This window comes from Verrucosispora sp. CNZ293 (genome assembly GCF_002754655.1).
The window spans coordinates 1,165,123-1,191,577 of sequence record NZ_PEFR01000001.1; the positions used below are offsets into that span (position 1 = coordinate 1,165,123).

Annotated in this window: 20 protein-coding genes and 1 pseudogene; 17 read left to right on the forward strand and 4 right to left on the reverse strand. The window is 70.3% G+C overall.

The window, feature by feature from the left end; genetic code table 11:
* Positions 1-281 precede the first annotated feature (281 nt).
* From argS to CLT74_RS05340, 6 genes and pseudogenes are all read left to right on the forward strand, one after another.
* A pseudogene (argS, locus tag CLT74_RS05315) lies at positions 282-1,960 on the forward strand (arginine--tRNA ligase).
* A 197-nt stretch (positions 1,961-2,157) separates the two neighbouring features.
* On the forward strand, positions 2,158-2,805 hold the full coding sequence (locus tag CLT74_RS05320; RefSeq protein ID WP_143697076.1) for a DUF6624 domain-containing protein: 648 nt from the start codon (positions 2,158-2,160) through the stop codon (positions 2,803-2,805).
* Between the two features lie 207 nt (positions 2,806-3,012).
* Positions 3,013-4,467 carry a glycoside hydrolase family 43 protein gene (locus CLT74_RS05325; RefSeq protein WP_099845542.1) on the forward strand — a complete coding sequence of 485 codons (1,455 nt, stop codon included), beginning with the start codon at positions 3,013-3,015 and terminating at the stop codon, positions 4,465-4,467.
* 353 nt (positions 4,468-4,820) lie between these two features.
* Entirely contained in the window at positions 4,821-5,954 is a 1,134-nt protein-coding gene (locus CLT74_RS05330; RefSeq protein ID WP_486582010.1) for a cupin domain-containing protein, read from the forward strand.
* A 116-nt stretch (positions 5,955-6,070) separates the two neighbouring features.
* A complete protein-coding gene (locus CLT74_RS05335; RefSeq protein WP_099845543.1) occupies positions 6,071-6,298 on the forward strand; it encodes a cation:proton antiporter regulatory subunit in 228 nt (75 codons plus the stop codon).
* Positions 6,299-6,347: 49 nt separating this feature from the next.
* Positions 6,348-7,826, forward strand: coding sequence for a cation:proton antiporter domain-containing protein (locus CLT74_RS05340; RefSeq protein ID WP_099845544.1), 1,479 nt, complete (start codon positions 6,348-6,350; stop codon positions 7,824-7,826).
* A 33-nt stretch (positions 7,827-7,859) separates the two neighbouring features.
* On the opposite strand, the gene CLT74_RS05345 is transcribed toward CLT74_RS05340, so the two are convergent.
* From CLT74_RS05345 to CLT74_RS05355, 3 genes are all read right to left on the reverse strand, one after another.
* Positions 7,860-9,548: a hypothetical protein gene (locus CLT74_RS05345; protein ID WP_486582011.1), complete on the reverse strand. Its 1,689-nt coding sequence runs from the start codon at positions 9,546-9,548 to the stop codon at positions 7,860-7,862.
* Positions 9,549-9,824: 276 nt separating this feature from the next.
* The gene (locus CLT74_RS05350) at positions 9,825-11,417 is read right to left on the reverse strand and encodes a xylulokinase (protein WP_099845546.1); all 1,593 of its coding nucleotides are present in this window, start codon (positions 11,415-11,417) and stop codon (positions 9,825-9,827) included.
* A 4-nt stretch (positions 11,418-11,421) separates the two neighbouring features.
* The gene (locus tag CLT74_RS05355; RefSeq protein WP_099851359.1) at positions 11,422-13,728 is read right to left on the reverse strand and encodes an aminotransferase class III-fold pyridoxal phosphate-dependent enzyme; all 2,307 of its coding nucleotides are present in this window, start codon (positions 13,726-13,728) and stop codon (positions 11,422-11,424) included.
* A 149-nt stretch (positions 13,729-13,877) separates the two neighbouring features.
* On the opposite strand from CLT74_RS05355, the gene CLT74_RS05360 reads away from it, so the two are divergent.
* From CLT74_RS05360 to CLT74_RS05385, 6 genes are all read left to right on the forward strand, one after another.
* Complete coding sequence (locus CLT74_RS05360; RefSeq protein ID WP_486582013.1) at positions 13,878-15,059, forward strand: helix-turn-helix domain-containing protein; 1,182 nt, start codon at positions 13,878-13,880, stop codon at positions 15,057-15,059.
* A gap of 546 nt (positions 15,060-15,605) precedes the next feature.
* Positions 15,606-16,640 carry a glycoside hydrolase family 11 protein gene (locus CLT74_RS05365; RefSeq protein ID WP_099845547.1) on the forward strand — a complete coding sequence of 345 codons (1,035 nt, stop codon included), beginning with the start codon at positions 15,606-15,608 and terminating at the stop codon, positions 16,638-16,640.
* A gap of 274 nt (positions 16,641-16,914) precedes the next feature.
* Positions 16,915-17,808 carry a DUF1996 domain-containing protein gene (locus tag CLT74_RS05370; protein WP_099845548.1) on the forward strand — a complete coding sequence of 298 codons (894 nt, stop codon included), beginning with the start codon at positions 16,915-16,917 and terminating at the stop codon, positions 17,806-17,808.
* Between the two features lie 71 nt (positions 17,809-17,879).
* Entirely contained in the window at positions 17,880-18,518 is a 639-nt protein-coding gene (locus tag CLT74_RS05375; protein ID WP_099845549.1) for a DUF305 domain-containing protein, read from the forward strand.
* 131 nt (positions 18,519-18,649) lie between these two features.
* Positions 18,650-19,366, forward strand: coding sequence for a transporter substrate-binding domain-containing protein (locus CLT74_RS05380; protein WP_158240214.1), 717 nt, complete (start codon positions 18,650-18,652; stop codon positions 19,364-19,366).
* Positions 19,363-20,400, forward strand: a complete 1,038-nt coding sequence (locus CLT74_RS05385; RefSeq protein WP_099845551.1) for a cation diffusion facilitator family transporter — start codon at positions 19,363-19,365, stop codon at positions 20,398-20,400. Before CLT74_RS05380 ends, CLT74_RS05385 begins: the two co-directional genes overlap by 4 nt.
* Here the strand turns inward: CLT74_RS05385 and CLT74_RS05390 are convergent.
* Positions 20,322-20,738, reverse strand: a complete 417-nt coding sequence (locus CLT74_RS05390) for a DUF6223 family protein (protein ID WP_486582015.1) — start codon at positions 20,736-20,738, stop codon at positions 20,322-20,324. The genes CLT74_RS05385 and CLT74_RS05390 overlap by 79 nt on opposite strands.
* A 227-nt stretch (positions 20,739-20,965) precedes the next feature.
* Between CLT74_RS05390 and CLT74_RS05395 the strand changes: the two genes are divergently transcribed.
* The 5 genes from CLT74_RS05395 to CLT74_RS05420 all read left to right on the forward strand — a co-directional run bounded on the left by CLT74_RS05395 (position 20,966) and on the right by CLT74_RS05420 (position 26,292).
* Positions 20,966-22,102: a histidine kinase gene (locus tag CLT74_RS05395; protein ID WP_099845552.1), complete on the forward strand. Its 1,137-nt coding sequence runs from the start codon at positions 20,966-20,968 to the stop codon at positions 22,100-22,102.
* Positions 22,099-22,761 (forward strand): response regulator transcription factor, encoded by a 663-nt coding sequence (locus CLT74_RS05400; RefSeq protein ID WP_099845553.1) that lies wholly within the window; start codon positions 22,099-22,101, stop codon positions 22,759-22,761. The genes CLT74_RS05395 and CLT74_RS05400 overlap by 4 nt, the downstream gene beginning before the upstream one ends.
* A gap of 260 nt (positions 22,762-23,021) precedes the next feature.
* Positions 23,022-23,501 (forward strand): helix-turn-helix transcriptional regulator, encoded by a 480-nt coding sequence (locus CLT74_RS05410; RefSeq protein WP_099845555.1) that lies wholly within the window; start codon positions 23,022-23,024, stop codon positions 23,499-23,501.
* 5 nt (positions 23,502-23,506) lie between these two features.
* The gene (locus tag CLT74_RS05415; protein WP_099851365.1) at positions 23,507-23,917 is read left to right on the forward strand and encodes a VOC family protein; all 411 of its coding nucleotides are present in this window, start codon (positions 23,507-23,509) and stop codon (positions 23,915-23,917) included.
* Positions 23,918-23,919: 2 nt separating this feature from the next.
* A complete protein-coding gene (locus CLT74_RS05420; protein ID WP_199172321.1) occupies positions 23,920-26,292 on the forward strand; it encodes an excinuclease ABC subunit UvrA in 2,373 nt (790 codons plus the stop codon).
* The last annotated feature ends 163 nt before the right edge of the window (positions 26,293-26,455 follow it).

A 26,455-nucleotide genomic window follows, 5' to 3' on the forward strand; every position in this document is an offset into this window, starting at 1 on the left:
CGCGTCCATGCCGGACGGCGCGTACACTTCCGGAATCTGGCCGCGCTCGGATCGCGGCCCGGCGTTCGAGGCGGTGGAGATGGACCGGGTGCTGGGCACCGTCCGCCGCTCGCGCCTGCGACGACGATAGTCGTCCGGCTCTCCCGCGCGTTCCTTCCGCCGTACCCGCACCTGCCGTGCGGCCGGCACGCCTCGTGACGATCCCGTTCATCCCATCCCAGGGAGTTCCCGTGACCGTGCCCTCGCTGGCCTCGTCGTTGTCCGACTCCGTCACCGCCGCGATGGCCCGCCTGGGAATGGCGGACCTGGCACCGCAGATCCGGCGCTCAGAACACGCCGACTTCCAGGCCGACGGCGCGCTGGCGGCCGCGCGGACGCTGCGCCGCAACCCACGGGAGGTCGCGGCGGAGCTGGTCGCCGGCCTACCCGACGACGGTCAGGTGGCCAGTGCGGATGTGGCCGGCCCGGGCTTCGTCAACATCGACCTGACCGACCGGGCGCTGCTGGATCAGCTCGCCGACCGGATGGGCGACGACCGGCTCGGTGTCGGTACCCCGAGGCTGGCGTCATCACCGTGATCGACTACTCGCAGCCGAACATCGCCAAGGAGATGCACGTCGGGCACCTGCGCTCCACGATCATCGGCGACGCGCTGGTCCGGATCCTGGAACACCTCGGCGGCACAGTGGTGCGGCGCAACCACATCGGTGACTGGGGAACCCAGTTCGGCATGCTCATCCAGCACCAGGTCGAGCACCCCGATCCGTCGCTGCCCGGCGACGGCGGCACCATGGGACGGCTGGCCTCGCTCTACCGGCGGGCACGGGCGGAGTTCGACGCCGACCCCGCGTTCGCCGACCGGGCCCGGCGGCGGGTGGTGGCGTTGCAGGCCGGCGACCCCGGCACGGTGGCCGCCTGGCGGGACATCGTCGCCGAGTCGACCCGCTACTTCACCGACGTCTACGACCGGCTCGACGTGCGGTTGACAGCCGCCGACGCGGTGGGGGAGAGCGCCTACAACGCCGCGCTGCCCGAGGTCGCCGACGAGCTTGAGCGGCGTGAGGTCGCGGTGACGAGCGACGGCGCGCTCTGCGTCTTCTTCGACGACCTGCGCGGCCCCGACGGCGAGCCGACGCCACTCATCGTACGCAAGCGTGACGGCGGTTTCGGCTACGCCGCGACCGACCTGGCCGCGCTGCGGCAGCGCGTCGTGGAGCTGCACGCCGACCGGCTGCTGTACGTGGTCGACGCCCGGCAGGCCCTGCACTTCCGGATGGTCTTCGACACCGCGCGGCGGGCCGGGTGGCTGCCGTCGGCCGTGCCCGCCGTCCACGTCGCCTTCGGTACCGTCCTCGGCCCGGACGGGCGGCCGTTCAAGACCCGGGCCGGAGACACCGTCCGCCTTGTCGACCTGCTCACCGAGGCGGTCGATCACGCCCGCGACGTGGTCGCGGCGAGGAATCCCGGGCTGACCGGGGCCGCCCTGGACGAGCGGGCGCGGCAGGTCGGCATCGGCGCGGTGAAGTACGCCGACCTGTCCACCAACCGGACCCGCGACTACACCTACGAGCCACGGCGGATGCTGGCGCTGGCCGGCAACACAGGCGTCTACCTCCAGTACGCGCACGCCCGCGTCCGCTCCATCCTGGCCCGCGCCGACGGCGCCGACGTGACAGTCGATCCGACCGGCACCCTGGAACCGGCGGAGCGGGCGCTGATCCTCGACCTTGACGCGTTCGCCGACGCCCTCGCCGAGGTGGTCGCCGCCTACGAGCCGCACCGCCTCTGCGGTTACCTGTACCGGCTGGCGCAGACCTTCACCGCGTTCTACGAGCACTGCCCGGTGCTGCGCGCCACCGGAGCGCAGCGCGCCAATCGCCTAGCCCTGTGCCGCCTCACCGGCGACACCCTCCGCACCGGCCTGCACCTCCTCGGCATCGCCGCCCCCAACCACCTGTAACCGCCGGAGTGCTCGCCGACCCGCCCGCCCCGTTGATCAAGAAGTTTTCGTCGCCGGCACGCGCCCGCCGAGCGAAAACTTCTTGATCAACGCTGGGGTGTGGGGCTGGTCCAGCGCGGGCTGCGGGGGCAACAGCGCGCACGTCGGCTTGGGTAGGGTGCCGGCGTCGGAACCACACGTCGGCGACGGGGGTGCTCATGAGAGTCCTACGACGAGTGTTGTTGCCGCTTATCGTCCTTACCGCACTGATGAGCTGCTCCTCCTCGCCTCGCTCCACCGAGCCGTCCGGGGCGCCGGTGCCGCCGAGCCAGTCGCTGCCCACGACCTCCCAGCCGGCCGTCAGCTTCGACAGGGGGCTGCACGACGAACTGGTCGGGATGCTCGAACGTGACCAGGCCGAGCTGAACGGTCGCCCCCAGGCCGACACCGCCGAGCAGCGCACCGCCCGATTGAAGGAGATCATCCGAGAGTACGGGTGGCCGACCTTCGACCTTGTCGGCAAGGACGGCGAGAACGCGGCCTGGGTGATCGCCCAGCACGCTGACCTCGATCCCGCCTTTCAGCAGGAGGCGCTCGACCTGCTGCGCGCGGCCGTCGCGGGCGGTCAGGCGTCACCCGGCAACCTCGCGTATCTCGAGGATCGGGTAGCCGTCGCCAAGGGCGAGCCGCAGGCGTACGGGACGCAGATGCGATGCGGTACGGACGGGCCGGTGCCCGCCACCCCGATCCGGGACGAGGCAGGTGTCGACACGCGACGAGCGTCGGCGGGTCTGGCACCGCTGGCCGCCTACCTGAGCGAGATGGCGGCGATCTGCGACGAGGCGGACGACCAGCCGCTCGACTGACAGACCCGGCGATGGGGTGGAGGGGCGCCGAGGTTCGGTGATCCCGGGTGATGGTCGCCTGTGGGCGGGCGCCGGTGCCGATCACCGTCTTGACGGTTGTCGATTCGAAGCGGAGACTGCGTAACACCCCCGAAACAGTGACCAGGGCCGCCCCGGCGCGGGAATGTTAGCGCTAACGTCGGCCGGGCCGGACGGACGGAGAGTCGCATGTCCAGAGTCCTGACCAGGGCGAGCGCCCTGCTCGCCGCCCTGTGTCTGCTGTTGCTGCCGGCGGCCCAGGCACCGCGTGCCGCCGCCGCCGCGCTCGACCCGTTCACCGGCTACCTGATGGCGCACTTCACCGGTGAGTCGGCCACCGGCGAGCAGGTCTACCTCGCCCACAGCCGGGACGGGTTGAGCTGGCGGGATCTGAACAACGGCGCGCCGGTGCTGCTGTCCACGATCGGCACCCGTGGGGTACGCGATCCGTCCCTCCTCCGGTCGCCCACGGGAGACCGGTACTGGATCGTCGCCACCGATCTGCGGATCGCCAGTGGCACCTCGTGGAATGACGCGGCGAACCGGGGCAGCACGTCGCTTGTCGTGTGGGAGTCCCGTGACCTGGTGAACTGGTCCGCTCCCTGGCTGCTCAACGTCGCGGCCGGTATCCCCGGCGCCGGCAACGCCTGGGCGCCGGAGGCCATCTACAACCAGGCGACAGGTGACTACGTCGTCTACTGGGCGACGAACTCCCTGCGCGACGGCGTGACCAAGCACCGCATCTGGTACGTCCGGACCAGCGACTTCCGCAGCTTCACCGCGCCGCAGCTCTACATCGAACGGCCCGGCGGCGGCCAGGGCATCATCGACACCCAGATCGTCGAGGTGCCCGGCTCCGTCGGCGGATACCGCTACTACCGGGCATCGGCCGACGGGCACATCACCATCGAGGCCAGCAACTCGATCCTCGGCTCGTGGACGACGCTGGGCAACCTCTCGCACCTCGGCATCTCCAACGGCACCGGCGGCGGCAACGTCGTCGAAGGTCCGATGTGGATGCAGTTCAACGGACGTAACGAGTGGGCACTCTGGCTCGACCAGTACGCCACCGGGCGGGGCTACCTGCCTGTCACCTCCAACAATCTGGGCAGTGTCGCGAACTTCCGGACCAGGACGGACTACCAGCTGGGTGCCAGCCGCAAACGGCACGGCTCGATCCTGAACCTGACCGCCGCCGAGGAGAGCGCGGTACTGGGACGCTGGGGTGCCACCACCCCGGTCAACCGGATCCAGGCGTACACCCATCAGGACCGGTACGTGCGGCACGCCAACTACGACGTCCGTATCGATTCGAATGTCAGCCCGGCCCAGGACGCCCAGTTCCGGGTGGTGCCCGGGCTGGCCGACGCGGCCGGTGTGTCGATCGAATCGGTCAACTACCCCGGCCACTACCTGCGGCACTACGGCTTCGACTTCGTGCTGGCGGCCAACGACGGCAGCTCGGTCTTCGCCGCCGACGCCACCTTCCGGCAGGTCGCCGGGCTCGGCAACTCGTCCTGGTCGTCGTTCCGGTCGTACAACTATCCCGACAGGTACATCCGGCACTACAACTACCAGCTGCGGCTCGATCCGGTAAACGACGCGCAGGCACGCAACGACGCCACCTTCCGACTGACCTCGTAGCCAGGACCGCACCGCACCGGGTCGCGCCTTGCGGTGTGCAGGCGCGACCCGCGTTCGGCTGAATCGGACAAACCGATCCTCCAGGGGTGCCGGGGCTGCTGATCGGCCGTCTGGACCCGTCCGCCGCGACGACGTGGCGCGTTGGCGGCCGGATCGTGGACGCCGTCGCCGTTTGCGAGGCAACGTCCCGGGCATTCCGGGCTGCCGCCGCCCGGCCGGCGCGATCACGGACGCACCCGTCACGGCGGCGGACCCGGCGACGGATGGCGCGGCGGCGAGCTTCGGCAGCGCGCCGAACGTCCCGGCGCGCGGTGCCGTGCGGAGACCGTCTGGAGCAGGTGAGGAGTTGGCAGGTGGCGAACAGGGACCCCGAACCACGACGCGGTGACCAGGGGGCAGCCCCGCTCGCCGGACGCGACGTGGAGCTGGAGCGGCAGAATCCTGACCTGCTGGTGCCGCCCACCACGGACAGTCGGCTGGTGCCGAACCTCAAGTTCTCCTTCTCACAGGCACACACCCGGGTGGAGAAGGGCGGCTGGACCCGCGAGGTCACCATGCGGGACCTGCCGGTGGCCACCCAGCTGGCCGGCGTGCAGTTCGGCCTGGAACCCGGCGCGTACCGGGAGATCCACTGGCACCAGGAGTCGGAGTGGGCGTACATGCTCAGCGGCAGCGCCCGGATCAGCGCCGTCGATCACGAGGGGCGCAACTTCATCGAGGATGTCCAGGCTGGCGACCTGTGGTTCTTCCCGCAGGGCATCCCGCACCACATCCAGGCGTTGCAGGACGGTGCGCAGTTCCTGCTGGTCTTCAACGACGGCACCTTCTCGGAGAACAACACCTTCCTGCTCAGCGATTTCTTCGCGCACGTGCCGAAACCGGTGCTGGCGAAGAACTTCGGCTGGTCCATGGAACAGCTGGACGACCTGGCCCAACGGGAGAAGTACATCTTCGCCGGGGCGGTACCGCCGCCGCTGTCGACGGACCGCGTGGTCAGCCCGACCGGGGACGTGCCGCGCAGCTTCAAGCACCGGCTGCTCGCCCAGACCCCGCAGCACTTCCGTGGCGGCACCGTACGCATCGCCGACTCGACAAACTTCGCCGCCTCGACCACCACCGCAGCCGCCCTTGTCGAGGTCGAACCGGGCGGGATGCGGGAGTTGCACTGGCACCCGACCACCGACGAGTGGCAGTACTACATCTCCGGGCGGGGACGGATGGGCGTCTTCGCCGCCTCGGCGGCCGCGCGTACCTTCGACTTCCAGGCCGGCGACGTCGGCTACGTGCCATTCGCGTACGGGCACTACATCGAGAACACCGGCGACGAGCCGCTTGTCTTCCTGGAGATGTTCCGCCACCCCCGGTTCGAGGACATCTCGGTCATGCAGTGGATGGCCAACACCCCGCACGAGGTCGTCTCGGACACCATAAACGTGTCCCGGTCCCTGATCGACGCCCTGCCGCAGCACAAGCAGGTGGTGATCTAGTGCGGTGTCCAGAAACGTTCACGGCCGCCAACGTTCCTGGACACGGCACGAGCCGCACGACGCCGGCCGGCTCGTACCATTGCGCAGAGATCGCGGACCGGGTAGCGGGAGGGGCCATGGGCAAAGGGATATATGTGCAGGAACTGCCGGGAATCGGCAAGCGGTACGACGTAGACCTGGGCAGCAACACCCAGCGGATCTCCGTGGTGGTACGCCGGGACGGCAACCGCGACCTGTACGTCTTCGCCTCCGGACAGGACGACCCGGTGGCCGTGATCGAGATGTCGGAGGAACAGGCGCGTAAGGTGGGCGCCCTGCTGGCCGGCACGTACTTCTCCGAGTAGTCGTCCCGACCCGTGCGTCGTCGTTCAGTCCGCTCCAGGAGTCCTCACCGTGCACGCTGACCTCGTGGGCTTCGGGGCCCTCGTCCTGATCGCGGGTCTGCTGGCCCGTGCGGGTCGTCGCATCAACCTGCCCACCGTGCCGTTCTTCATGCTCGCGGGCATCCTGCTCGGGCCCGGCACCCCCGGTCCGGTGCTGATCGCCCATCCCGAGGACCTGAGCCTGCTCGCCTCGCTCGGCCTGGTGCTGCTCCTGTTCCACCTGGGCGTCGAGTTCCCGGTCGACCAGGTGGTCGGCGGCGGCAAACGGCTCTTCGTCGCCGCCGGCGCGTACATCGGCCTCAACGTCGGCGCCGGCCTGCTCTTCGGCCTCGCCCTGGGCTGGGGCGGCTACGAGGCGTTCGTGATCGCCGGAGCGCTCGGCATCTCCTCGTCGGCGATCGTGACCAAGCTGCTGATCGAGCTGCGTCGACTGGCGAACGCGGAGACGCCCGTCATCCTCGGCATCATCGTGATCGAGGACCTCTTCCTCGCGCTGTACCTGGCGCTGCTGTCACCGCTGCTGTCGGGTGCCGGATCCGCCGGGGAACTGGTGCTGCGCATCGGCCTGAGCTTCGCCTACCTGGTGGTGCTCTTCGCCGTCGCCCGCTTCGGTGCCCGTCTGGTCGGCAAGGTGATCGACAGCAACGAGGACGAACTGCTGGCAGTCCTGATGGTCGGGCTGGTCGTGCTGGTCGCCGGTGTGTCGGCCGAGATCGGGGTCTCCGACGCGATCGGCGCACTGATGATCGGTCTGGTGGTGGCCCGTACCCCCATTCGGGAGCGGGTCGAGCGTCTGGTGCTGCCACTGCGTGACGTCTTCGCGGCGGTCTTCTTCCTGGTGTTCGGGCTGAGCATCGACGTGGGCGACTTCGGCTCGGTGGCGCTGCCGGTGCTGCTGGCCGTCCTGATGACGGTCGTGATGAACGTGTCGGCCGGCCTGATCGTCGGCCGGCTGTTCGGGCTCAACCAACGCGGCGCCGCGAACGTCGGCCTGACCGTGCTGGGCCGGGGCGAGTTCTCGCTGATCCTGGGCACCCTCGCCATCGCCGCCGGCCTGGACGGGCGACTCGGCCCGTTCATCGCCCTGTACGTGCTGATCCTGGCCGTGGCGAGCCCGCTGTTCGCGGCGAACTCGCGCTACCTGGCCCGGATCATCCCGGACCGGTTGCTGCACTCCAGTTGGCGGTACGTGCGCGAGGAGACCATCAGCACCGCCTGCACCCACCTCGACCGGATCAACATCACCGAGTCCGACGCCGAGGCGTGCCCGCAGTGCCTGGAGAGCGGCGACGACTGGGTGCAGCTGCGGATGTGTCTGACCTGCGGCGCGGTGGGCTGTTGCAGCGACTCGGTGAACAACCACGCGGAGGAGCACTACCGGCAGACCGGCCATCCGCTGATCCGGTCGCTGGAGGAGGGCGAGGACTGGCGTTACTGCTACATCGACGGTGCCCTGGTGCGCGAGCCGATGGGTGCCCCCGGGGAGTGACGGGCGTCGTCCGTGGACGACGCCCGTGTCGTCTCAGCCGAGGCGGTACACCAACGCGCCGGCTATCTCCTCCCGGGTGATGCCGAGGCCGTCGACAGGTCGGGTGGGCAGGCCGTCCCAGGGCGTACCGGCGAGCCGATCCGGCAGGACGACCACCGACCGGATGCCGACCTGCCGGAGAAATGCGATGCTGCCCGGATCGGGGAAGGTCGTGGTGACCGCGCGGATCTGTTGTTGAGCGGCCGGCAGGAAGGTGACGGAACCGTTGGCGACGCGGGGGAATCCGTCGGTGGACCAGAGCATGATGTCGGATTCGGCCACCCCGTTGCTGGGCAGGACCAGCATCGGCTCGGTCGCCGCCCGCAGCGCCGGCGGGGCGGTCGGCACGGTGGGGTGCGGTGTCCGGTTGACGCCCTCGACCGTGACCAGCAGCAGGGGCAGCAGGAGCGCGACCGCGCTCACCGACTTCGGCCACCCGAGCTTGGGGCGATTCCGGCCGAACTCACTTATCGCTCCTGCTGCCAGAATGGCGAGCAGCAGGCTCGTCCACACCATCAGCCGCCCCGGGGTTCGTAGCGCGTCCCATCCGGGCAGCAGCCGCGACAGGGTCAGGTATCCCGGATCGCCCTGACCGACGAGGTTGCTGCCCAGCCCGAGCGCGCCGGAGACCAGCACGCCGAGCCCGAGCAGGACGCGGTGACGAACCCGGAACGTCGAGTAGCTCAGCCCGGCCACGGCCAGCACGATCAACGTGACACCGGGCAGCAGCGCCATCTCCGGCGGCCAGGACAACTGGGCGCGGGCGGCCGCGAAGTGCTCGCCCCACAGCCACGAGTCCGCGGGCGCGACGAAGTATCCCCGCAGGGGTGGGGAGAACATCTCCGTCCAGGACAGGTCGCGGCGCGCCTCCGGGTGCAGCTCCACCACCCGCAGGAAGGCGGTCCCCAACCAGATGCACACGCCACTGAAGACGGCCCCGCCGAGAAGGTTGGCCAGCACCACCCGGCGACTCAACGCCCAGGTGCCGGTCCGCCAGCGGGTCCAGCCCACCGCCACGAGGACCACAAGCACGGTGCCGGCCAGGAAGTACGCAAGCGGCAGGCCGATCGCCAGGCCGAGGGTCACCTGCCAGGCGGCGACCAACCACCCGGCCACGACCCATCCGGGGCGGTGCAGCGCCGGTCGGTGACCGTCCCGCAGCGACCAGCCGTGCCCGCGAGCCAGCATGGCCAGGCACAGTGCGACGCCGCCGATGGAGAGGATGTTCAGATGGCCGCTGTGCGCGAGCCGCCACGGCGCGAAGGCCCAGGCGACGCCCGCCACGGCCGCCGCCGTCCGGATACCCCCGAGCTGGCGCACCAGGGCGTACGCCCCGACGAAGGCGAGTGCGTGGGCCAGGACGTAGAGGAGGTTGTAGCGGAAGATGGCCGCCGCCACACCGTGGCCGAGCAGACCGGCCGGCGCATAGCCGAGCACCACGTCGGTGTAGGCGTACGTGTACAGATTCGGGAAGAACGTGTTCGAGTGCCAGAGGTTGAGTGGGTCGGTGGCGAGGGCATGCCCGGCCCAGGCGACCTGCCACGCCTGCAACGGGGGATCGCCGATGTCGCCGGGGATGGTCGTCCACGGCTGCTTGAGCGTCGGCCAGGTGAGCAGAACGGCAAACGCCAGGCCGGCGATTGCCGCAAACGTCCATTCGTGCCGCAGCAGGCGCGACGCCACTCGAAAGGCCCCCGCCGACCGCTCTTGTCCAGATCGGGACTGGGGCGGCGATTCGGACTGGTCCGGATCAGCCTGCTCGCGGTCAGCGGACGGGGCTCCGAGGAGCCTCCGACGTATTGCCTGCACGTATCCTCCTGTCGATGGCCGAAGCCGACGTCATAGCGTCGCATCGATCGGAGGATAAAAGCCATGATCGATGGCTACCGAAACTTTCAGGCGGGCGTCTCAGCCCCGGCTCCCGATTGATGGGAAACGGTTGGTGGTCGATTCGGCAGATCAGCTGCGGTTGAGACGGCGGTAGACCGGGGCGAGCCGCTGGTGCAGTTCCCGGTAGACGTCGAAGATCTCGTCGTAGGTGGCCCGGTGGGCGGGCGTCGGCACGAAGACCCGGTCGGTACGCATCAGCCCCGGGATGTCGGCGAAGGTGAGCTGCCCGGTGCCGACCCCGCCGATCCAGCCCGCACCCCTGGCGTTGACCGCGAGCGGGTGGGCGTCGCGGCGGATCTCGACGCCGAGCACGTCGGCGAAGATCTGACACCACGAGTCCGACAGCGCGCCGCCGCCGGTGATGGCCATCGAGGTGACCGGCGCGCCGAGGAACCGGTTCACCGCGCCGAGCAGCCACCGGGTGTTGAACGCGACGCCCTCGAAAACCGCCCGCAGCAGATCCGAGCGGTTGGTGTCGAGGGAGATGTTGAAGAACCCGGCGCGCAGGTTCGCGTCGTCCACCGGGGCGCGTTCGCCGTACAGCCAGGGGGTGTAGAGCACACCGTTGGCACCCGGCGGCACCGTCGGGATGATCGTGTCGAAGGCGTCGAAGATCGTACCCTCGTCGCGGCTGAGCTGTCCGGCGCCGAGCAGCGGGTCGTCGTACTCCACGATCTTGTCCCGCAGCCAGGTGAGGTTGGCGCCGGCAGTGGCCTGGAGGGCGGTCATCAGATAGCGGTCGCCGATCGCACAGGGCACCGAGGCGATGCCGGCGGCGACGTCTGTCTTCTTCCGGGGCACGTGGGCGGCGATCCAGGACGAGGTTCCGACGTACAGGTGCGGCTCGTTGTCGCCGGTGGTGCCGGCCCCGATCGCCGCTGCGGTGTTGTCGATCGCCCCGGCGACCACCCGTACCGTCGTCGGCAGCCCCAGGTGCGCGGCGGCGGCCGGCGTCAGCGTGCCGATCACCTCGGTGCAGGCGACGATCGGCGGCAGCTTGTCCGCCTCGACGCCGCAGTCGGCGACCAGGGCGGGGGAGTAGCGGATGCCGCCGGGACGCCGGTTGTCGGTCACCCACGAGGTCAGAATCGAGTCGACGGTGGCCACCGTACGTCCGGTCAGCCTCAGGTTGATCCAGTCGAGCACGTTGAGGAACGTCGCGGTGCGCGCGTACACCTGCGGCATGGTGTCGCGGACGAACAGCATGTGGGCGGCGGGATCCTTGCCGGTCGGGGAGGGCATGCCGCCGGTCAGCCGCAGCCAGCGGGCGATCCGGCGCACCGACATCCCCTGGTACGCGGGAAACCCGCCGAACTGTCGTCGCAGGTGCGGCGCGCCACGCATGTCGAGCCAGCTGATGCACGGCGTGAGCGGTTCACCGTGGGTGTCCACCGCGATGGTCCCCTCGCCCTGGGTGGAGGCGCACACCGCCTGGACGGCCCGCATCTGCTCCGGATGGTCCCGCCCCAGGTCGGCGGCGACCTGCCCGAGCGCCGTCCACCAGGCGAGCGGGTCCTGCTCGGCGCCGCCGCCGGGCAGCACCCGCAGCGGGACCGGCCGCTCGGCCCAGCCGGTGATGGTGCCGTCGGCGGCCACCAGCGCGGCCTTCAGGCCCGACGTGCCCAGGTCGATCGCGAAGACCTGCGGCGGACCGGCGGCCACCGGCTCAGACCCCTTCGACGAGCGCGAAGACCCGGTCGAACCGGGCGAGCGCGTCGTCGATGACCTCGTCGGTGTCGGCCATCGACGTGTACATCCGCGAGCCGGCCAGGGTGACGATGCCGTGCGCGGTGTAGGCCGCGCCCATCTGCTCCATCAGCCGCTTGCGGGCCTTGTTCTCCTTGAGCAGCTTCACCGGGTTGCGCATGTCCAACAGCATCACGCCACTGCACTCCAGGTGCACGATGGACCCCTGGTTGTACGCGACGTACGGCAGGCCGTAGGAGTCGATGAGCCGTTGCAGCCCCCGGGTCAGCCGGTCGCCGGCCCGGCCGGCGATCACCGGGGCGTTGGTGCGGGCCATCTCCTCGATGGCGAAGTAGCCGGCCGCGCAGGACAGCGGGTTGGCCGACAGGGTGCCGCCGACCTGGATGTGCGCGCCGCTCCTGCCGTCGAGCCCGGAACCGAAGACCGCCATCACGTCGGCCCGCCCGCCGACACCGCCGGCCATCGGGTAGCCGCCGGAGACCGCCTTGCCCAGCACGGTCAGGTCGGGGGTGACACCGAAGTAACCGGCGGCGCCGCCCAGCCCGAGTCGGAAACCGGTGACCACCTCGTCGAAGATCAGCAGCGCGCCGAACTCGTCGCACAACTCACGGACCCGGGCGTTGAAGTCGCGCGGCGCCGGCCGGGTGCCGGACTCCGGGCCGACCGGCTCGACCACCACCGCCGCCGTGCCACCGCGCAGCCGGTTCTCGATCAGCTTGCGCTTGAGCTGCCCGAGGTCGTGCGGGAACGCCTCCCGGGTGCGGGCCGTGGCCCCGAAGGGGATGCCCTTGGCGTTCATCCGGTAGGTGCCGGGCACCCGCAGTCCGTACACCATCGTGTCGGACCAGCCGTGGTAGGCGCCACCGACCTTGATCACCATCTTCCTGCCGGTGAAGGCGCGGGCGCCGCGCACGGCGGCCATCACCGCCTCGGTGCCCGACCCCAGCGACCGGTACATCTCCACGTGCGGCATGAACCGGTGGATGATCTCGGCGAGCTTCAGTTCGTACTCGTGGAACAGGCCGGTCACCGGGCCGGAGTCCCGGACCACCTCGGCGACCCGCTCGTTGACCGGGCCGTAGTTGCTGCCCAGGATCGTCGGCCCGCCGGCCTGGAGGAAGTCGATGTACGTGTTGCCGTCCCGGTCCACCAGGTACGCGCCGTCGGCCTTGTCGACCGCGAGCGGGAACGGATAGTTGAACGCGAGGTTGTGCTGCACCCCGCCCGGGATGCGCCGCTTGGCCCGTTCGGTGATCTCCTTACTGGCCCGGCACCTGGTGTCGAAGTAGTTCAGCACGTCGAGCATCGCGTCGTGGCGCAGCCCGCGTAGCGGCTGGGCGGTAAGTGCCTTCAGCCGCCGCATCACATCGTCGACGTCCGGGTACTCGCTTATCGCGTAACCGAGCCGCGCCGACTCGACGCCGACAGCGCTGCCCGCCTCGTCGTCGACGGTCCCGCTGCCCGCCGCGCTCGCCGCCGCTCCCGACGTGGTGCTGGTGGTCCGGGCGGCGGCGACCTCGGCGGCTGCCGCGTCGGCGCTCGGCAGCGCCTCGTCGGCGGGTACCCGCAGCGGCTCGACCGCCTCGGTGAGCTGCGCGGCGATCCGCTTCTCGTCGGCCCGCAGCTTGCTGAAGGCGATCTCCCGGATCGCTGTGGGAATGGTGTGGACCTTGCCCGCCTCGCTTGTCAGCGCCAGCAGGTAGGCGATGGACACCTTCTCCAACAGCGCCATGTTGAACACCGCCCGATCGGGGTCGGTGCCGACGGCGACCACCCCGTGGTTGGCGATGATGAAGGCGTTGTCCCCGCTGGCCACCTTCTTCTGCACGTTGCGGGCCAGGAACCCGGTGCCCGACGGGGCGTAGTCGATGATCGCCACCTCCCGGCCCAGGAAGCGCACCTGCTCGTCGGTGAGGGCCGGGATCGGTTTGCGCAGGAAGGCCAGCGCCGAGGCGTACGGCTGGTGGGTGTGCACGATCGCGTTGACGTCCGGCCGCTCGCGGTAGATGTTGGCGTGCATCCCGCACTCGATGGACGGCTTGAGGTCGGTTCCGGAGCCGTCGGGCACGTGCTTGCCGTCGAAGTCCACGATGCAGATGTCCTCGACCCGCATCCGGTCGTAGTCGTAGTTGCTCGGGGTGACCGCGTACAGCCGGTGGCCGGGCACCCGGACCGACACGTTGCCCTCGGTGGCCTTGAGGTAGCCACGGGCGAGCATGGTGCGGCACATGTCGACGACGTGCTGACGGGACAGTCGGTGCTGCACGGCGTTCCTCCGGTGGTTCGTCGGCCGCCGCGCCCGTACGGCCCGGTCGCCGGTGGGCTCCATCGTCGCGCGGGTGCTCCGACCGAATCACCGTCCCCTCGGCAGTGAGAATCTCTCCCTTTCTTATCCCGCCATGACAAAATCGCCGGGTGAGCGCGCCCGTCTCCGCGACGCCCTGGCGACACCTGCCCGCCGATCTGGCCGCCGCGATGCGCCCGCACCTGCCGGCCACCGTGGCCGCCGTCGCGGTCGCCGTCACCGAGGCCACCCCCGCCTTCGCCGGCATCGCCGACGACAAGTTCACCCGGGACGTACGCACCGCCGTGCAGGTGGCGCTCGACCGCTTCCTCGACCTCATCGGCACCGGAGAACCGGCGCTGCCACCCCGGTCCCGGGAGGTCTTCGTCGGGTTGGGTGCCGCCGAGGCGCGGGAGGACCGGGGGCCGGAGGCACTGCTGGCCGCGCTGCGGACGGCGGCCCGGCTGCTGCTGCGGACGGCGTCGCAGTCACTGGCCCGGCTGCGCCCGGTCGACCCGGAGGAGCTGATCGACCTCTCCGACGCGGTGAGCGCGTACGTCGCGGAACTCGCCGCCGCGAGCACCGACGGGTACGCCCTGCAACTGCGCGAGCAGGCCGGGGAGGGCGACCGCCGTCGACACCTCGCCGAGCTGCTGCTTCGCGGCGACGGTCTGCCCAGCGCGGTCGAGTCGGCGGCGGCCCGGATCGGTTGGACCGACCTGGACGCGGTGGTGCCCGTACTGCTGCCGCTGGACCAGGCCCGCGACGTGCGGTTCCGGTACGGTCCGGACGGGCTGGTGATCGAGCGTGGTCGGGACGCCGTGCTGCTGCTGCGGTCCGGTCCCCGGGCGGCCCGCGCCCCGCTGGCCGCGGCGCTGGCCGGACGTCGGGCGGTGGTCGGCCCGGAACTCGGCTGGCCCCAGGTGCCCGCCGCCGTCCGGCTCGCCGAGCTGGCCGCCGCTCTGGTCGGCCCCGCTCCCGACCCGGTCTTCGTCGACGACCACCTGGTCGCGCTGACCCTGCGCGGCGAGCAGCGGGCGTTGGCGGTGCTCACCGCCCGTCGTCTCGCGCCGCTGGCGCAGCTACGCCCGGCCCAGCGGGAGAACCTGCTGACGACGCTGCACGCCTGGCTTCGGCACTGGGGATCGCGCGCCGAGGTCTCCACCGAGCTGTTCGTGCATCCACAGACGGTCAGCTACCGCCTCAAGCGGCTGCGTGAGCTGTACGGCGACGACCTGGACGACCCGGCCGCCCGCTTCGAGCTGCTGGTGGTGCTGACCGGCCAGCTCGCCGTCGATCCCGGCAACGGCTGACGGATGTCACAGGCGTCGCCACGGCGCAGGTGGGGAATCCTCGTCCGGTCGGTGCGCGGAGCGGGTCCACGCCTGCGGTGTGCCACGAGGCGACGAATCCGTGCCCGGATGCCGGCCGCCGCAGCCCTGGTCACCAGCATGGACGGGGTCCTCGGCCGGTGAGCATCCGGAAGGTCGCTGGAACTTCCGGTTGACAGCTGTCCGGTGTTGGCGTAGGCCGCCGACCTGCTACGCGGCACCATCCGGCTAGCGTGCCGTTACTGACCAGGGTCAACGGGTGACTTCCCGCTGACGGGTGGCCGAGGGAAGGTTTCGGGAATATTTCCGGAAGTTGTTGACTGGTCGGCGACGTCGAGCCAATACTGTTGGCCATCGACGAATTAGATGATCGTCGATTGTCGCTACCTACTCCGCCGGTCACGTGCAGGACGACCGGCAGACCACCACCCGGTACGACGTCGACAGTCGATGGTGGCCGCCCGGCCACCGAGACCGCCGGTTCGTAGCGCACTGCTGGCCACCGGCCAGCCGTCATGAGGAGGAAGCATGAACAACGTCCCCGTCCCACCACGAAGTCGCAGGCGTGGACGCCTCAGGTCGCTCATCGGTGCGGCCTGCGCCGTGGCGCTGATCAGCACCGGCACCGTCGCGATCTCGGCGAGCCCCGCCCACGCCGAGGCCGACCGGCAGGTCTGTTCGAACACGGAAGGCACCCACAACGGGTTCTTCTTCTCGTTCTGGAAGGACAGCGGCGACGCCTGCATGGTGTTGCGCGAGAACGGTCGCTACACCAGTTCGTGGAGCAGGAGCACCAACAACTGGGTCGGCGGTAAGGGCTGGAACCCTGGCACCCGCCGCACGATCAGCTACTCGGGCAGCTACAACCCGGGCAACAACAACAGCTACCTCGCGCTGTACGGCTGGACCCGCAACCCGCTCGTGGAGTACTACATCGTCGAGAACTTCGGCAGCTACAACCCGAGCAGCGGCGCCACCCGGCTGGGCAGCGTGACCACCGACGGTGGCACCTACGACATCCTGCGCAGCCAGCGGGTCAACCAGCCCTCGATCGACGGCACCCAGACGTTCTACCAGTACTGGAGCGTCCGGCAGCAGAAGCGCAGCAGCGGCACCATCACCACCGCCAACCACTTCGACGCGTGGGCCCGTGTTGGTCTGAACCTCGGCAACCACTACTACCAGATCATGGCGACCGAGGGTTACCAGAGCCAGGGAAGCTCGGACATCACCCTCCGGGAGGGCGGCAGCTCCGACCCGGGCAACCCGGGCAACCCGACCACCCCGCCGCCCGGTAACAACGGCTGCTCGGTCAGCGTGCAGCGCGCCGAGGACTGGAACGACAGGTTCAACACGACCTTCTCGGTCAGTGGCAGCAACAACTGGACCGTCACCATCCGCACCAACGGCGGCCAGAGCCTGCAGAACAGCTGGAACGCCTCGGTCAGCGGCAGCAGTGGAACGCTTACCGCACGTCCGAACGGCAACGGCAACAACTTCGGCATCACGCTCTGGAAGAACGGCAACAACACCACACCCACCGCGACCTGCTCCACCGGCTGACCGGGGTGAACAAGGGTGGGGTGCCGGCGACTCGCCGGCACCCCACCGCTGTTTTCCCAGGTGTCGGCACCGCCCGTCGGGCCGGTGACACGGGTCGTCATTTTCCGCCAACTGCGGCATGTATTGACAAGCATCGACGTCGAGGTGACGCTGGTGTGTGAGAGCGCTCTCTCGCAATCGCTCGATCGGCCACCACCAGTCTGGCCAGGGAAGCTCCGATGTCTTCGGCGCGGCACCGGACGTGTCCCTGACCCGTCCCGACAGGAGTCCCGAGATGCACAGGGCCGCATCCCTGCCCACCAGCCGTACCCGACTGCGCCTCGCCACGGCGATCGGCGCCCTGCTCATGCTGCTCGGCAGCTACGTGGTGTCCACCACCGCACGGGCCGACGCCGCCCCGGGGACCAACGCCATTCGGGTGGCGGAGTTCCCCGCCGACTGCACGTACAGTCACCGGCTCCCCGACGACCCGATCATCTTCCCCGGCCTGCCCGGCGCCTCGCACATGCACAGCTTCTTCGGCAGCACTGTGACAAACGCCCACACCACGCTGCCCGACCTGGTCCGATCCTCCACCACCTGCAACCCACGGGTGGACGTCTCGTCCTACTGGGTGCCGACCCTCTACCGCGACAACGTCCCGGTGGAGCCCTCCATCGCGACCTTCTACTACCTGGGCGAAGGAGTACGCGCAGACGTCGTCGCGCAGACCCAGCCGTTCCCGCTGGGGCTGCGGCTCGTCGCCGGCAACGCCCGGGCCGCCGGACCGGGCGACAGCATCGCCCGCTGGTCCTGCCTGCATGCCGGGCACGTGCCGCCGTCGAAGGACTTCGTCAACTGTCCGGCCGGCACGATGCTGGAGTCCTACCTGGACTTCCCGCAGTGCTGGAACGGCCGGGATCTCGACTCGCCGGACCACAAGAGTCACCTGGCGTACCCGGTGAACCAGGCCTGCCCGGCCAGCCACCCGGTGCCGGTGCCGAAGCTGCGGCAGGTGCTGCGGTACCCGGTCAACGGTGACCCGTCGCGGTTCCGGCTCGCCTCCGGGCCCGGCTACACGATGCACGGCGACTTCTTCAACGCCTGGCCGGTGGAGGATCTGGCGCGCCGGGTCCGCGACTGCATCCGTCCGGTCATCAAGTGCGGGCACGACGGCAGGCCGCTCTGAGTCGACAGGTGTCGCCCGGCGGCGGGCCCGGTCGTGCCGGCCCGCCGCCGGGCGGACGCGAAGGAGGCCGCGTGCGACCTCGACTCGCCGCGCTGCTCGCCGCACTGCTGCTCGCCGGGTGCGCCACCGGAACACCACCCGCCGCGCGACCAGCGCCGCTGCGCACCGGGCCGCCGCCAACCCTCGCATCACCGGCCGGCGCGTCGCCCGCCGCAGTTCTTCCCGGTACGACCGGACAGTTCAGCGCCACCGACATCGCCTGGCTCCAACTGTCGGTGGCCATGGCCGAACGGCTGCTGCCGATGCTCGACCTGGTGCCGAGCCGGACCACCGACCCGGCCTGGCGGCGGCTCGCCACCCGGATCGAGACAAGTGAACGTACCCACCTGACCCGGTCCCGGCGGCTGTTGGCCGACTCCGGCGCGCCCGTGGTCAACCCGCACGAGGGCCACGACATGCCCGGGATGGTCACCGACGAGGAACTGACAGCGCTGCGCTCGGCCACCGGGCGGGCGTTTCACCACCTGGTCGCCGGGCACCTGCGGGCGCATCTGACGCAGTCGGTGCGGATCGCCACCGCCGAGCAGAGGGGCGGGTTCGACCCGGCAACCACCGCGCTGGCCGCGGCCGTGGTCCGGGCCGGCGCCGCCGACCTCGCCCGGCTCGACCACCTGGACCGGGCCATAGACGCTTCTCCGGGCCCTGCGTAACCGCCGGATCGGCGATCTCTCGCGGTGAGCCGCGACCCGGTCGGAACTGTCGTGACCAGATCCGGACACCCAGGTTGGGTACCGGCACCTGGGTGGGTATGAGGTGCCCGGAAATCAGGGAAGGAGGCCCGATGCGACGAGCCGTGGCGCTGGTCGGTGTCGTACTCCTGCTGCTGACGGGCTGTCGCTGGCCCCGGGACGCCGGCACCACGGCGCAGGACGTCCACGGCGGGGTCTTACGCGTCGGGGTGACCGAGGCACCACCGTGGACCCGGGTCGCCGACAACGGGGCGGTCACCGGCGCAGAGGCGCGCCTGATCCAGCACCTGGCGGCACGGCTGGATGCCCGGGTGGAGTGGTACCCGGGCTCGGAGTCAACGCTGATGGCGGCGCTGAAGGACCGGGTGCTCGACGTGGTGATCGGCGGACTGGACGCGGCGGCGCCCTGGACCGAGCAGGCTTCGCTGACCAGCCCGTACGTGACCATGCGTACTGTCGTGGCCGTGCCGCCCGGCGTACCCGCGCCGAAGGAACTGGCGGGAACCAGGGTGGCGGTACCCGCCGGCACCGTGGAGGTCGCGACGCTGCGGGGTGCAGACGCGGTACCGGTGCCGGTGCCGCGGGTGACCGGGCGGGAAGATCTGCCCGTGGTGGTCGGCCAGTGGCGCCTGGCTGAGCTGGGGCTGCGGGAGACCGGCCACGCACTCGCCAAGCACGATCACGTGTGGGCGGTGCCGCCCGGAGAAAACGGTTGGCAGGTCGAGGTGGAGCGGTTCCTGCTGGCTCTGTCCCACGCCGAGGTCGAAGCGCTGCTCGCCGACGCCGAGCGCGAGCAGGTGACGCCATGAGGGTGTACGACCGCTTCGAGCTGCCACCGGACAAGGCCGAGCTGCATCGGCGGGCGGTCCATCTGGAGTGGTGGACGATCGGGTTCTTCGTCGTGGCGATCACCGCGCTGGCGCTCGTCCTCGGCCAGTCGCAGGCGATGAAGGCGGCCTGGATCGAGGACATGCTCGGCCTGGTGCCACCGGCTGCGTTTCTCATCGCCGCCCGCTTTCGCAACCGCGCACCCAACGAACGCTTCCCGTACGGATACCACCGCTCGGTGAGCGTGGCCTTCCTGGCCGGGGCGGTGGCGCTGCTCGGCCTCGGTGGATTCGTCGTCTACGACTCCCTGGCCAGGCTGCTCGCCCGGGAACGCCCGCCGATCGGGATGATCGAGGTGTTCGGTGAGCGGGTGTGGTTGGGCTGGCTGATGATTGCCGTGCTGGTGGCCACCATGGTGCCGGCGATCCTGCTCGGCCGGGCCAAGCTACGCATCGCCCGGCAACTGCACGACAAGGTCCTCTTCGCAGATGCGGAGATGAACCGGGCCGACTGGCTGACCGCCGGAGCGGCGATCCTCGGCATCCTCGGCATCGGCGCCGGTCTCTGGTGGGCCGACGCGGTCGCCGCCCTGGTCATCGGCGGCGACATCGTCCGCGACGGCATCCGAACGTCGCGCAGTGCGGTCACCAATCTGATGGACGACCGGCCCCAGGTGGTGGACGGTCGGCGACCGCACCCACTGCACGCCCGCCTGCTCGCCGCCGTACGCGACCACGACTGGGTCGCCGACGCCTGGCTGCGGTTACGCGAGGAGGGCCACGTGTTCGTCGGAGAACTGCTGGTCGTACCCGTCGCCGACACCGACCGTCTGGTCGAGCGTCTGGAAGACCTCGGCGCCTTCGCCCGGGAATTCGACTGGCGTATGCACGATCTCGTCGTCGCACCCGTCAGCCGTATCGAACCAGCGGCGGCCACTCAGCCAGCAGACCGGGAGCGGGCCAGCACGAACCCGCCGACGACCACCGCGATCAGCCCGACCGCCAGCGCCACGTAGCCGCCGCCCCGTCCGTTGCCGGTGCCGATGCCGCTGTCCGAGGTGAGCACGACCAGACCGCCGAGGGCCATCCCGCCCGCCCCCGCAGCCAGGGCGGTCAAGCCTGCCCGGGCCCGGCCGGTGCGAAAGCGACCCGAGACGAGCGCACGTACGCCGACGACCACCCCCGCGAGTGCCAGCAGGGCGGCCACTGTCGATCCGATCCGGCCGGCGCTCATGCCCACACCTTGGGCGGCGGCCGGGTCGGCGGCGATGTACGTGGTCACCGGTGCGGTGATTCCGACCGTCCCGGACGGGACGGCCACGAGGGCGTCGAGCACGAGCTTGACGGACGTCATGTCTGTCTCCTCTGTGGTGTGTCTGGTCGTGGATCCGACGTCACCGATCATGTCGGCGGGCGTACCGACGGTCATCCGGCCGGCGTAGGCACTTGCGGCTGCCGCAGCCGGCGTGACCGGCTGCCACCTGGTGCCGTAGCCGCCGCCCCACTACCGCGTGCGTGGTAGCCGGCCAGTCGTCCGTGAGCAGGAGTCGCGCGGCCGTGCCGGCTGGTTAAGGTGCGCGCATGAGTGAGCGGTGCGGGCGGATCCTCAGACGCGCTGCGGTCAGGGACTGGGCGATCGCGGTTGGCGTGACAGTGTCGCTACTGATCGCCGGACTGTCCGCAACACGCCCCGCCACCGGGGAGGACCTGTTCGGTCACGCCTGGCTGGTGACCGGCGGCCTGGTGTTGGCGGCGCGTCGACGAACTCCGGTCGCGGTGCTGATCGTCACCGGGGTGTGCGCGGTGGGCCACCAGGCGGCCGGCATAGAGGTGCCCGCCGTCGCGTTCCTGTTTGCGGTCTACGCGGCCGTACGCGCGGGACACCGCGTGGTCACGGTCGTGGCGGCCGTCGCGATGCTTGTCTCCCTTCCGCTCGCGGCCCTGGTTCTACCACCGGGACTACCCGTCGGCGAGGCGCTCGCCCGGGGCCGTGACGCCCTCGAAGTGGCCTGGCTGGTTGCCGCTGGTGCCGCGGGTGAGGCGCTCCGGCAGGCCGAGCGGCGTGCGGAGGAGGCCGAGCGCACCCGGGAGGAGACGGCACTGCGCCGCGCCGACGAGGAGCGGCTGCACATCGCGCGGGAACTGCACGACAGCCTCACCCACCAGATCTCGATCATCAAGGTGCAGGCCGAGGTCGCCGTACACCTGGCCAGCCGTCGCGGTGAGCGCGTGCCGGAGGCGCTCCTGGCCATCCGGGAGGCCAGCCGCGAGGCGACCCGGGAACTGCGCGCGACCCTGGAGACGCTGCGTGCCGACGGCACCGCCACCTCGCCCGGGCTCGACCAGCTCCCGGACCTGGTACGGCGGGCCCGGATGGCCGGCTTGGACGCGACGTTGACGATCGACGGAGAACGGCCCGACGTCCCGGTCGCCGTGGACCGGACCGCCTACCGCATCGTGCAGGAGTCGCTCACCAACATTGCCCGCCACGCCTCCGCCACCACGGCCTCGGTCCGGATCGACTACCTGCCGGACACCCTCGCGATCCGGGTCGACGACGACGGCGGTGCCGTGCCGGGCGGCGCTGCGGCACCCGGCGTCGGACTGCTCGGGATGCGCGAACGCGTCGTCGCCCTCGGTGGGCTGCTGCGGGCGGAGGCACGCGACGAGGGCGGGTTCAGCGTCCACGCCGAGCTGCCGGTGGGCGTGACCGCATGATCCGCGTCCTGCTGGTCGACGACCAACCGCTGCTGCGCAGCGGGTTCCGCGCGTTGCTCGACATCGAGGACGACATCGAGGTGGTGGCCGAGGCCGCCGACGGCCAGCAGGCGCTGATCCTGGCCAGGGAACACCTGCCCGACATCGCGCTCGTGGACATCCAGATGCCGGTGCTGGACGGCATCGAGGCGACCCGGCAGATCGCCGCGGATCCGACCCTGACCGGCGTGCACGTGGTCATCCTGACCAACTACGGTCTCGACGAACACGTGTTCCACGCGCTGCGCGCCGGCGCGGCCGGGTTCCTGGTCAAGGACATCGAGCCGGTGGATCTCGTGCACGCCGTCCGGGTGGCCGCGCGCGGGGACGCCCTGCTCGCGCCGTCGATCACCCGCAAGCTGATCGACAGGTACGTCACCGAGCCGCCGCGGACGCGGACCGGTACGCGACTGGCGGAGCTGACCAACCGCGAACGGGAGACTGTCGTCCTCCTCGCTCGGGGCCTGTCCAACGACCAGATCGCCGAACGCATGGTGATCAGCCCACTGACCGCCAAGACCCACATCAACCGGGCGATGACCAAACTGCATGTCCGCGACCGGGCCCAACTCGTGGTCATCGCCTACGAGTCCGGCCTGGTGGCCCCCCGGGAGCGCTGACCTCGACGCGGTACGGGTCGCGCGGACACCAGCCGGCACCGGTCGGTCAGGGCTGGAGCAGCTCATCGTCAAGGCTGGCCTCCCGGACACATCACGCACGGACGACGGTTCCGCTCCAGGTTGTAGAGAAGCCGATGAACGCGGTGGCCCCGCTGACGCCCGGCCGGCGAGGCCCGTCGCGTACCAGGTCGGTCGACGGCCCAGCGGCGTCGACCGGGACCGTCACCACCGGCGCGCCGCGTAGGCGGTGGGCTCGCCGGATGTCGGACCGGCGTGGCACGATCGCTCAGGTGACCAGCAGATCGACCACCGAACAGCGCCTCGGCGACCTCGCCCGGCTGCGCCGGGTGCGCGACCGTATCGACCGGGAGTACGCCAAGCCGCTCGACGTCGAGGCCCTCGCCCGTGGGGTCAACATGTCAGCCGGGCACCTGAGCCGTCAGTTCCGGCTGGCCTACGGCGAGTCCCCGTACGGCTATCTGATGACCCGGCGCATCGAACGCGCCATGGCGCTGCTGCGCCGTGGCGACCTCAGCGTCACGGATGTCTGTTTCGCGGTCGGTTGCTCGTCACTCGGCACCTTCAGCACCCGCTTCGCCGAACTCGTCGGCGTACCGCCGAGCGTCTACCGGCGCGACGCGGCCCGCGCGACGAAGGGGATGCCCTCCTGCGTGGTGAAACAGGTGACCAGACCGGTCAGGAATCGAGAAGCAGCGGCCCTCGCGTCGCAGTTAGCGTGACCGGCATGAACATCACCATTCACGCCAGCTTCCTGCCGCACAACGACCCGGACGCCGCCCTGGCCTTCTACCGCGATCTGCTCGGTTTCGAGGTCCGCAACGACGTCGGCTTCCAGGGCATGCGCTGGATCACCGTCGGCCCGCCCGGTCAGCCCGGCACCTCGATCGTGCTGCATCCGCCGGCCGCCGACCCCGGCGTGACCGAGGAGGAGCGCCGTACCATCACCGAGATGATGGCCAAGGGCACCTACGCCTCGATCCTGCTGGCCACGCCCGACCTCGACAGCGTTTTCGAGCGGTTGCAGGCCAGTGACACCGAGATCGTGCAGGAGCCGACCGACCAGCCGTACGGGATCCGCGACTGTGCCGTCCGGGACGCCGCCGGCAACATGATCCGTATCCAGGAAGTGCGATGAGCATGGACGACAGGTCGGCCGCGGCGACCGCCGCCGACAGCCACGATCTGATCCGGGTGCAGGGTGCCCGCGAGAACAACCTCAAGGACGTCACAGTCGAGCTACCGAAGCGCCGGCTGACGGTCTTCACCGGCGTCTCCGGTTCGGGTAAGAGCTCGCTGGTGTTCAGCACCATCGCGGCGGAGTCGCAGCGGCTGATCAACGAGACGTACAGCGCGTTCATCCAGGGCTTCATGCCCACCCTGGCCCGGCCGGAGGTCGACGTCCTCGACGGGCTCACCACCGCGATCATCGTCGACCAGGAGCGGATGGCCGCGAACCCGCGCTCCACCGTCGGCACCGCCACCGACGCCAACGCCATGCTGCGGATCCTGTTCAGCCGGCTCGGTCAGCCGCACATCGGCTCACCCCAGGCGTTCTCCTTCAACGTGGCCTCGATCAGCGGTGCCGGCGCGGTGACAATCGAACGTGGCGGCACCACCACGAAGGAGCGGCGCAGCTTCAGCATCACCGGTGGCATGTGCCCACGCTGCGAGGGCACCGGGCGGGTGACCGACATCGACCTGACCGCGTTGTACGACGACAGCAAGTCGCTCAACGAGGGCGCGATCACGGTCCCCGGTTACAGCATGGACGGGTGGTACGGCCGGATCTACCGGGGCAGCGGCTTCTTCGACCCGGACAAGCCGATCCGCAGGTACACCAAGAAGGAGCTGCACGACCTGCTCCACAAGGAGCCGACCAAGATCAAGGTCGACGGGATCAACCTGACGTACGCGGGGCTCATCCCGCAGATCCAGAAGTCGTTCCTGTCCAAGGACGTCGAGGCGATGCAGCCGCACATCCGTGCCTTCGTGGAGCGGGCGGTCACCTTCACCGTCTGCCCCGACTGCGGCGGCACCCGGCTGAGCGAGGCGGCCCGCTCGTCGAAGATCAAGGGTGTCAACATCGCCGACGCCTGCGCGATGCAGATCAGCGACCTCGCCGAATGGGTGCGCGGGCTACGCGAACCCTCCGTGGCGCCGCTGCTGGCCTCGTTGCAGCACACCCTCGACTCCTTCGTCGAGATCGGGCTCGGCTACCTCAGCCTGGACCGGCCGTCCGGGACGCTCTCCGGCGGCGAGGCGCAACGCACCAAGATGATCCGCCACCTCGGCTCGTCGCTCACCGACGTCACGTACGTCTTCGACGAACCCACGATCGGGCTGCACCCCCACGACATCCAGCAGATGAACCGCCTGCTGCTGCGGCTGCGGGACAAGGGCAACACCGTGCTGGTCGTGGAGCACAAGCCGGAGACGATAGCCATCGCCGACCATGTCGTCGACCTCGGCCCCGGGGCCGGCACGGCCGGCGGCACCGTCTGTTTCGAGGGCACCGTCGAGGGGCTGCGGGCCAGCGGTACGCTCACCGGCCGGCACCTCGACGACCGGGCCGCGCTCAAGAAGTCGGTGCGTACCCCCACCGGACAGTTGCCGATCCGTAAGGCTGCGACGCACAACCTGCGCGACGTCGACGTCGACATCCCGCTCGGCGTGCTGGTCGTGGTGACCGGCGTCGCCGGTTCAGGTAAGAGTTCGCTGGTGCACGGGTCGATCCCGCCCGGCGCCGGCGTCGTCTCGATCGACCAGGGCGCGATCCGCGGCTCCCGGCGGAGCAACCCGGCGACGTACACCGGCCTGCTCGACCCGATCCGCAAGGCATTCGCGAAGACCAACGGGGTGAAGCCGGCGCTGTTCAGCGCCAACTCGGAGGGCGCGTGCCCCAACTGCAATGGCGCCGGCGTCATCTACACGGACCTGGCGATGATGGCCGGCGTCGCCACCGTGTGCGAGGAGTGCGAGGGCAAACGGTTCCAGGCATCCGTCCTGGAATACCACCTCGGCGGTCGGAACATCGCCGAGGTGCTCGCGATGCCGGTCAGCGAGGCGGCGGAGTTCTTCGGTGCCGGCGAGGCGCGTACCCCGGCCGCGCACCGCATCCTCACCCGGCTCGCCGACGTCGGGCTCGGCTACCTCAGCCTCGGCCAGCCGCTCACCACGCTCTCCGGCGGCGAACGGCAGCGGCTCAAACTGGCCACCCACATGGCCGAGCAGACCGGCGTCTACGTGCTCGACGAGCCGACCACCGGGTTGCACCTCGCCGACGTCGAGCACCTGCTCGGCCTGCTCGACAGGCTCGTCGACTCCGGCAAGTCGGTGATCGTGATCGAACACCACCAGGCGGTCATGGCGCACGCCGACTGGATCATCGACCTGGGGCCGGGCGCCGGCCACGACGGCGGCCGGATCGTCTTCGAGGGCACCCCCGCCGATCTGGTCGCCGCCCGGTCCACCCTCACCGGCGAGCACCTCGCCGCGTACGTCGGCGGCTGAGCCCACTCGCCCACCGACCGCGTTGCCGTCACCCCACGGTGATCATCATCACCGTGGGGTGAAACCTACCCTCGCCGGAGGGTAGGTTTCGTGCTGGTCGTCGAGGTGTGGCTACGGCCCCTCGCGGTTCTCCTCTCGAGTGGTCCTCTTCCGGGCGACGATG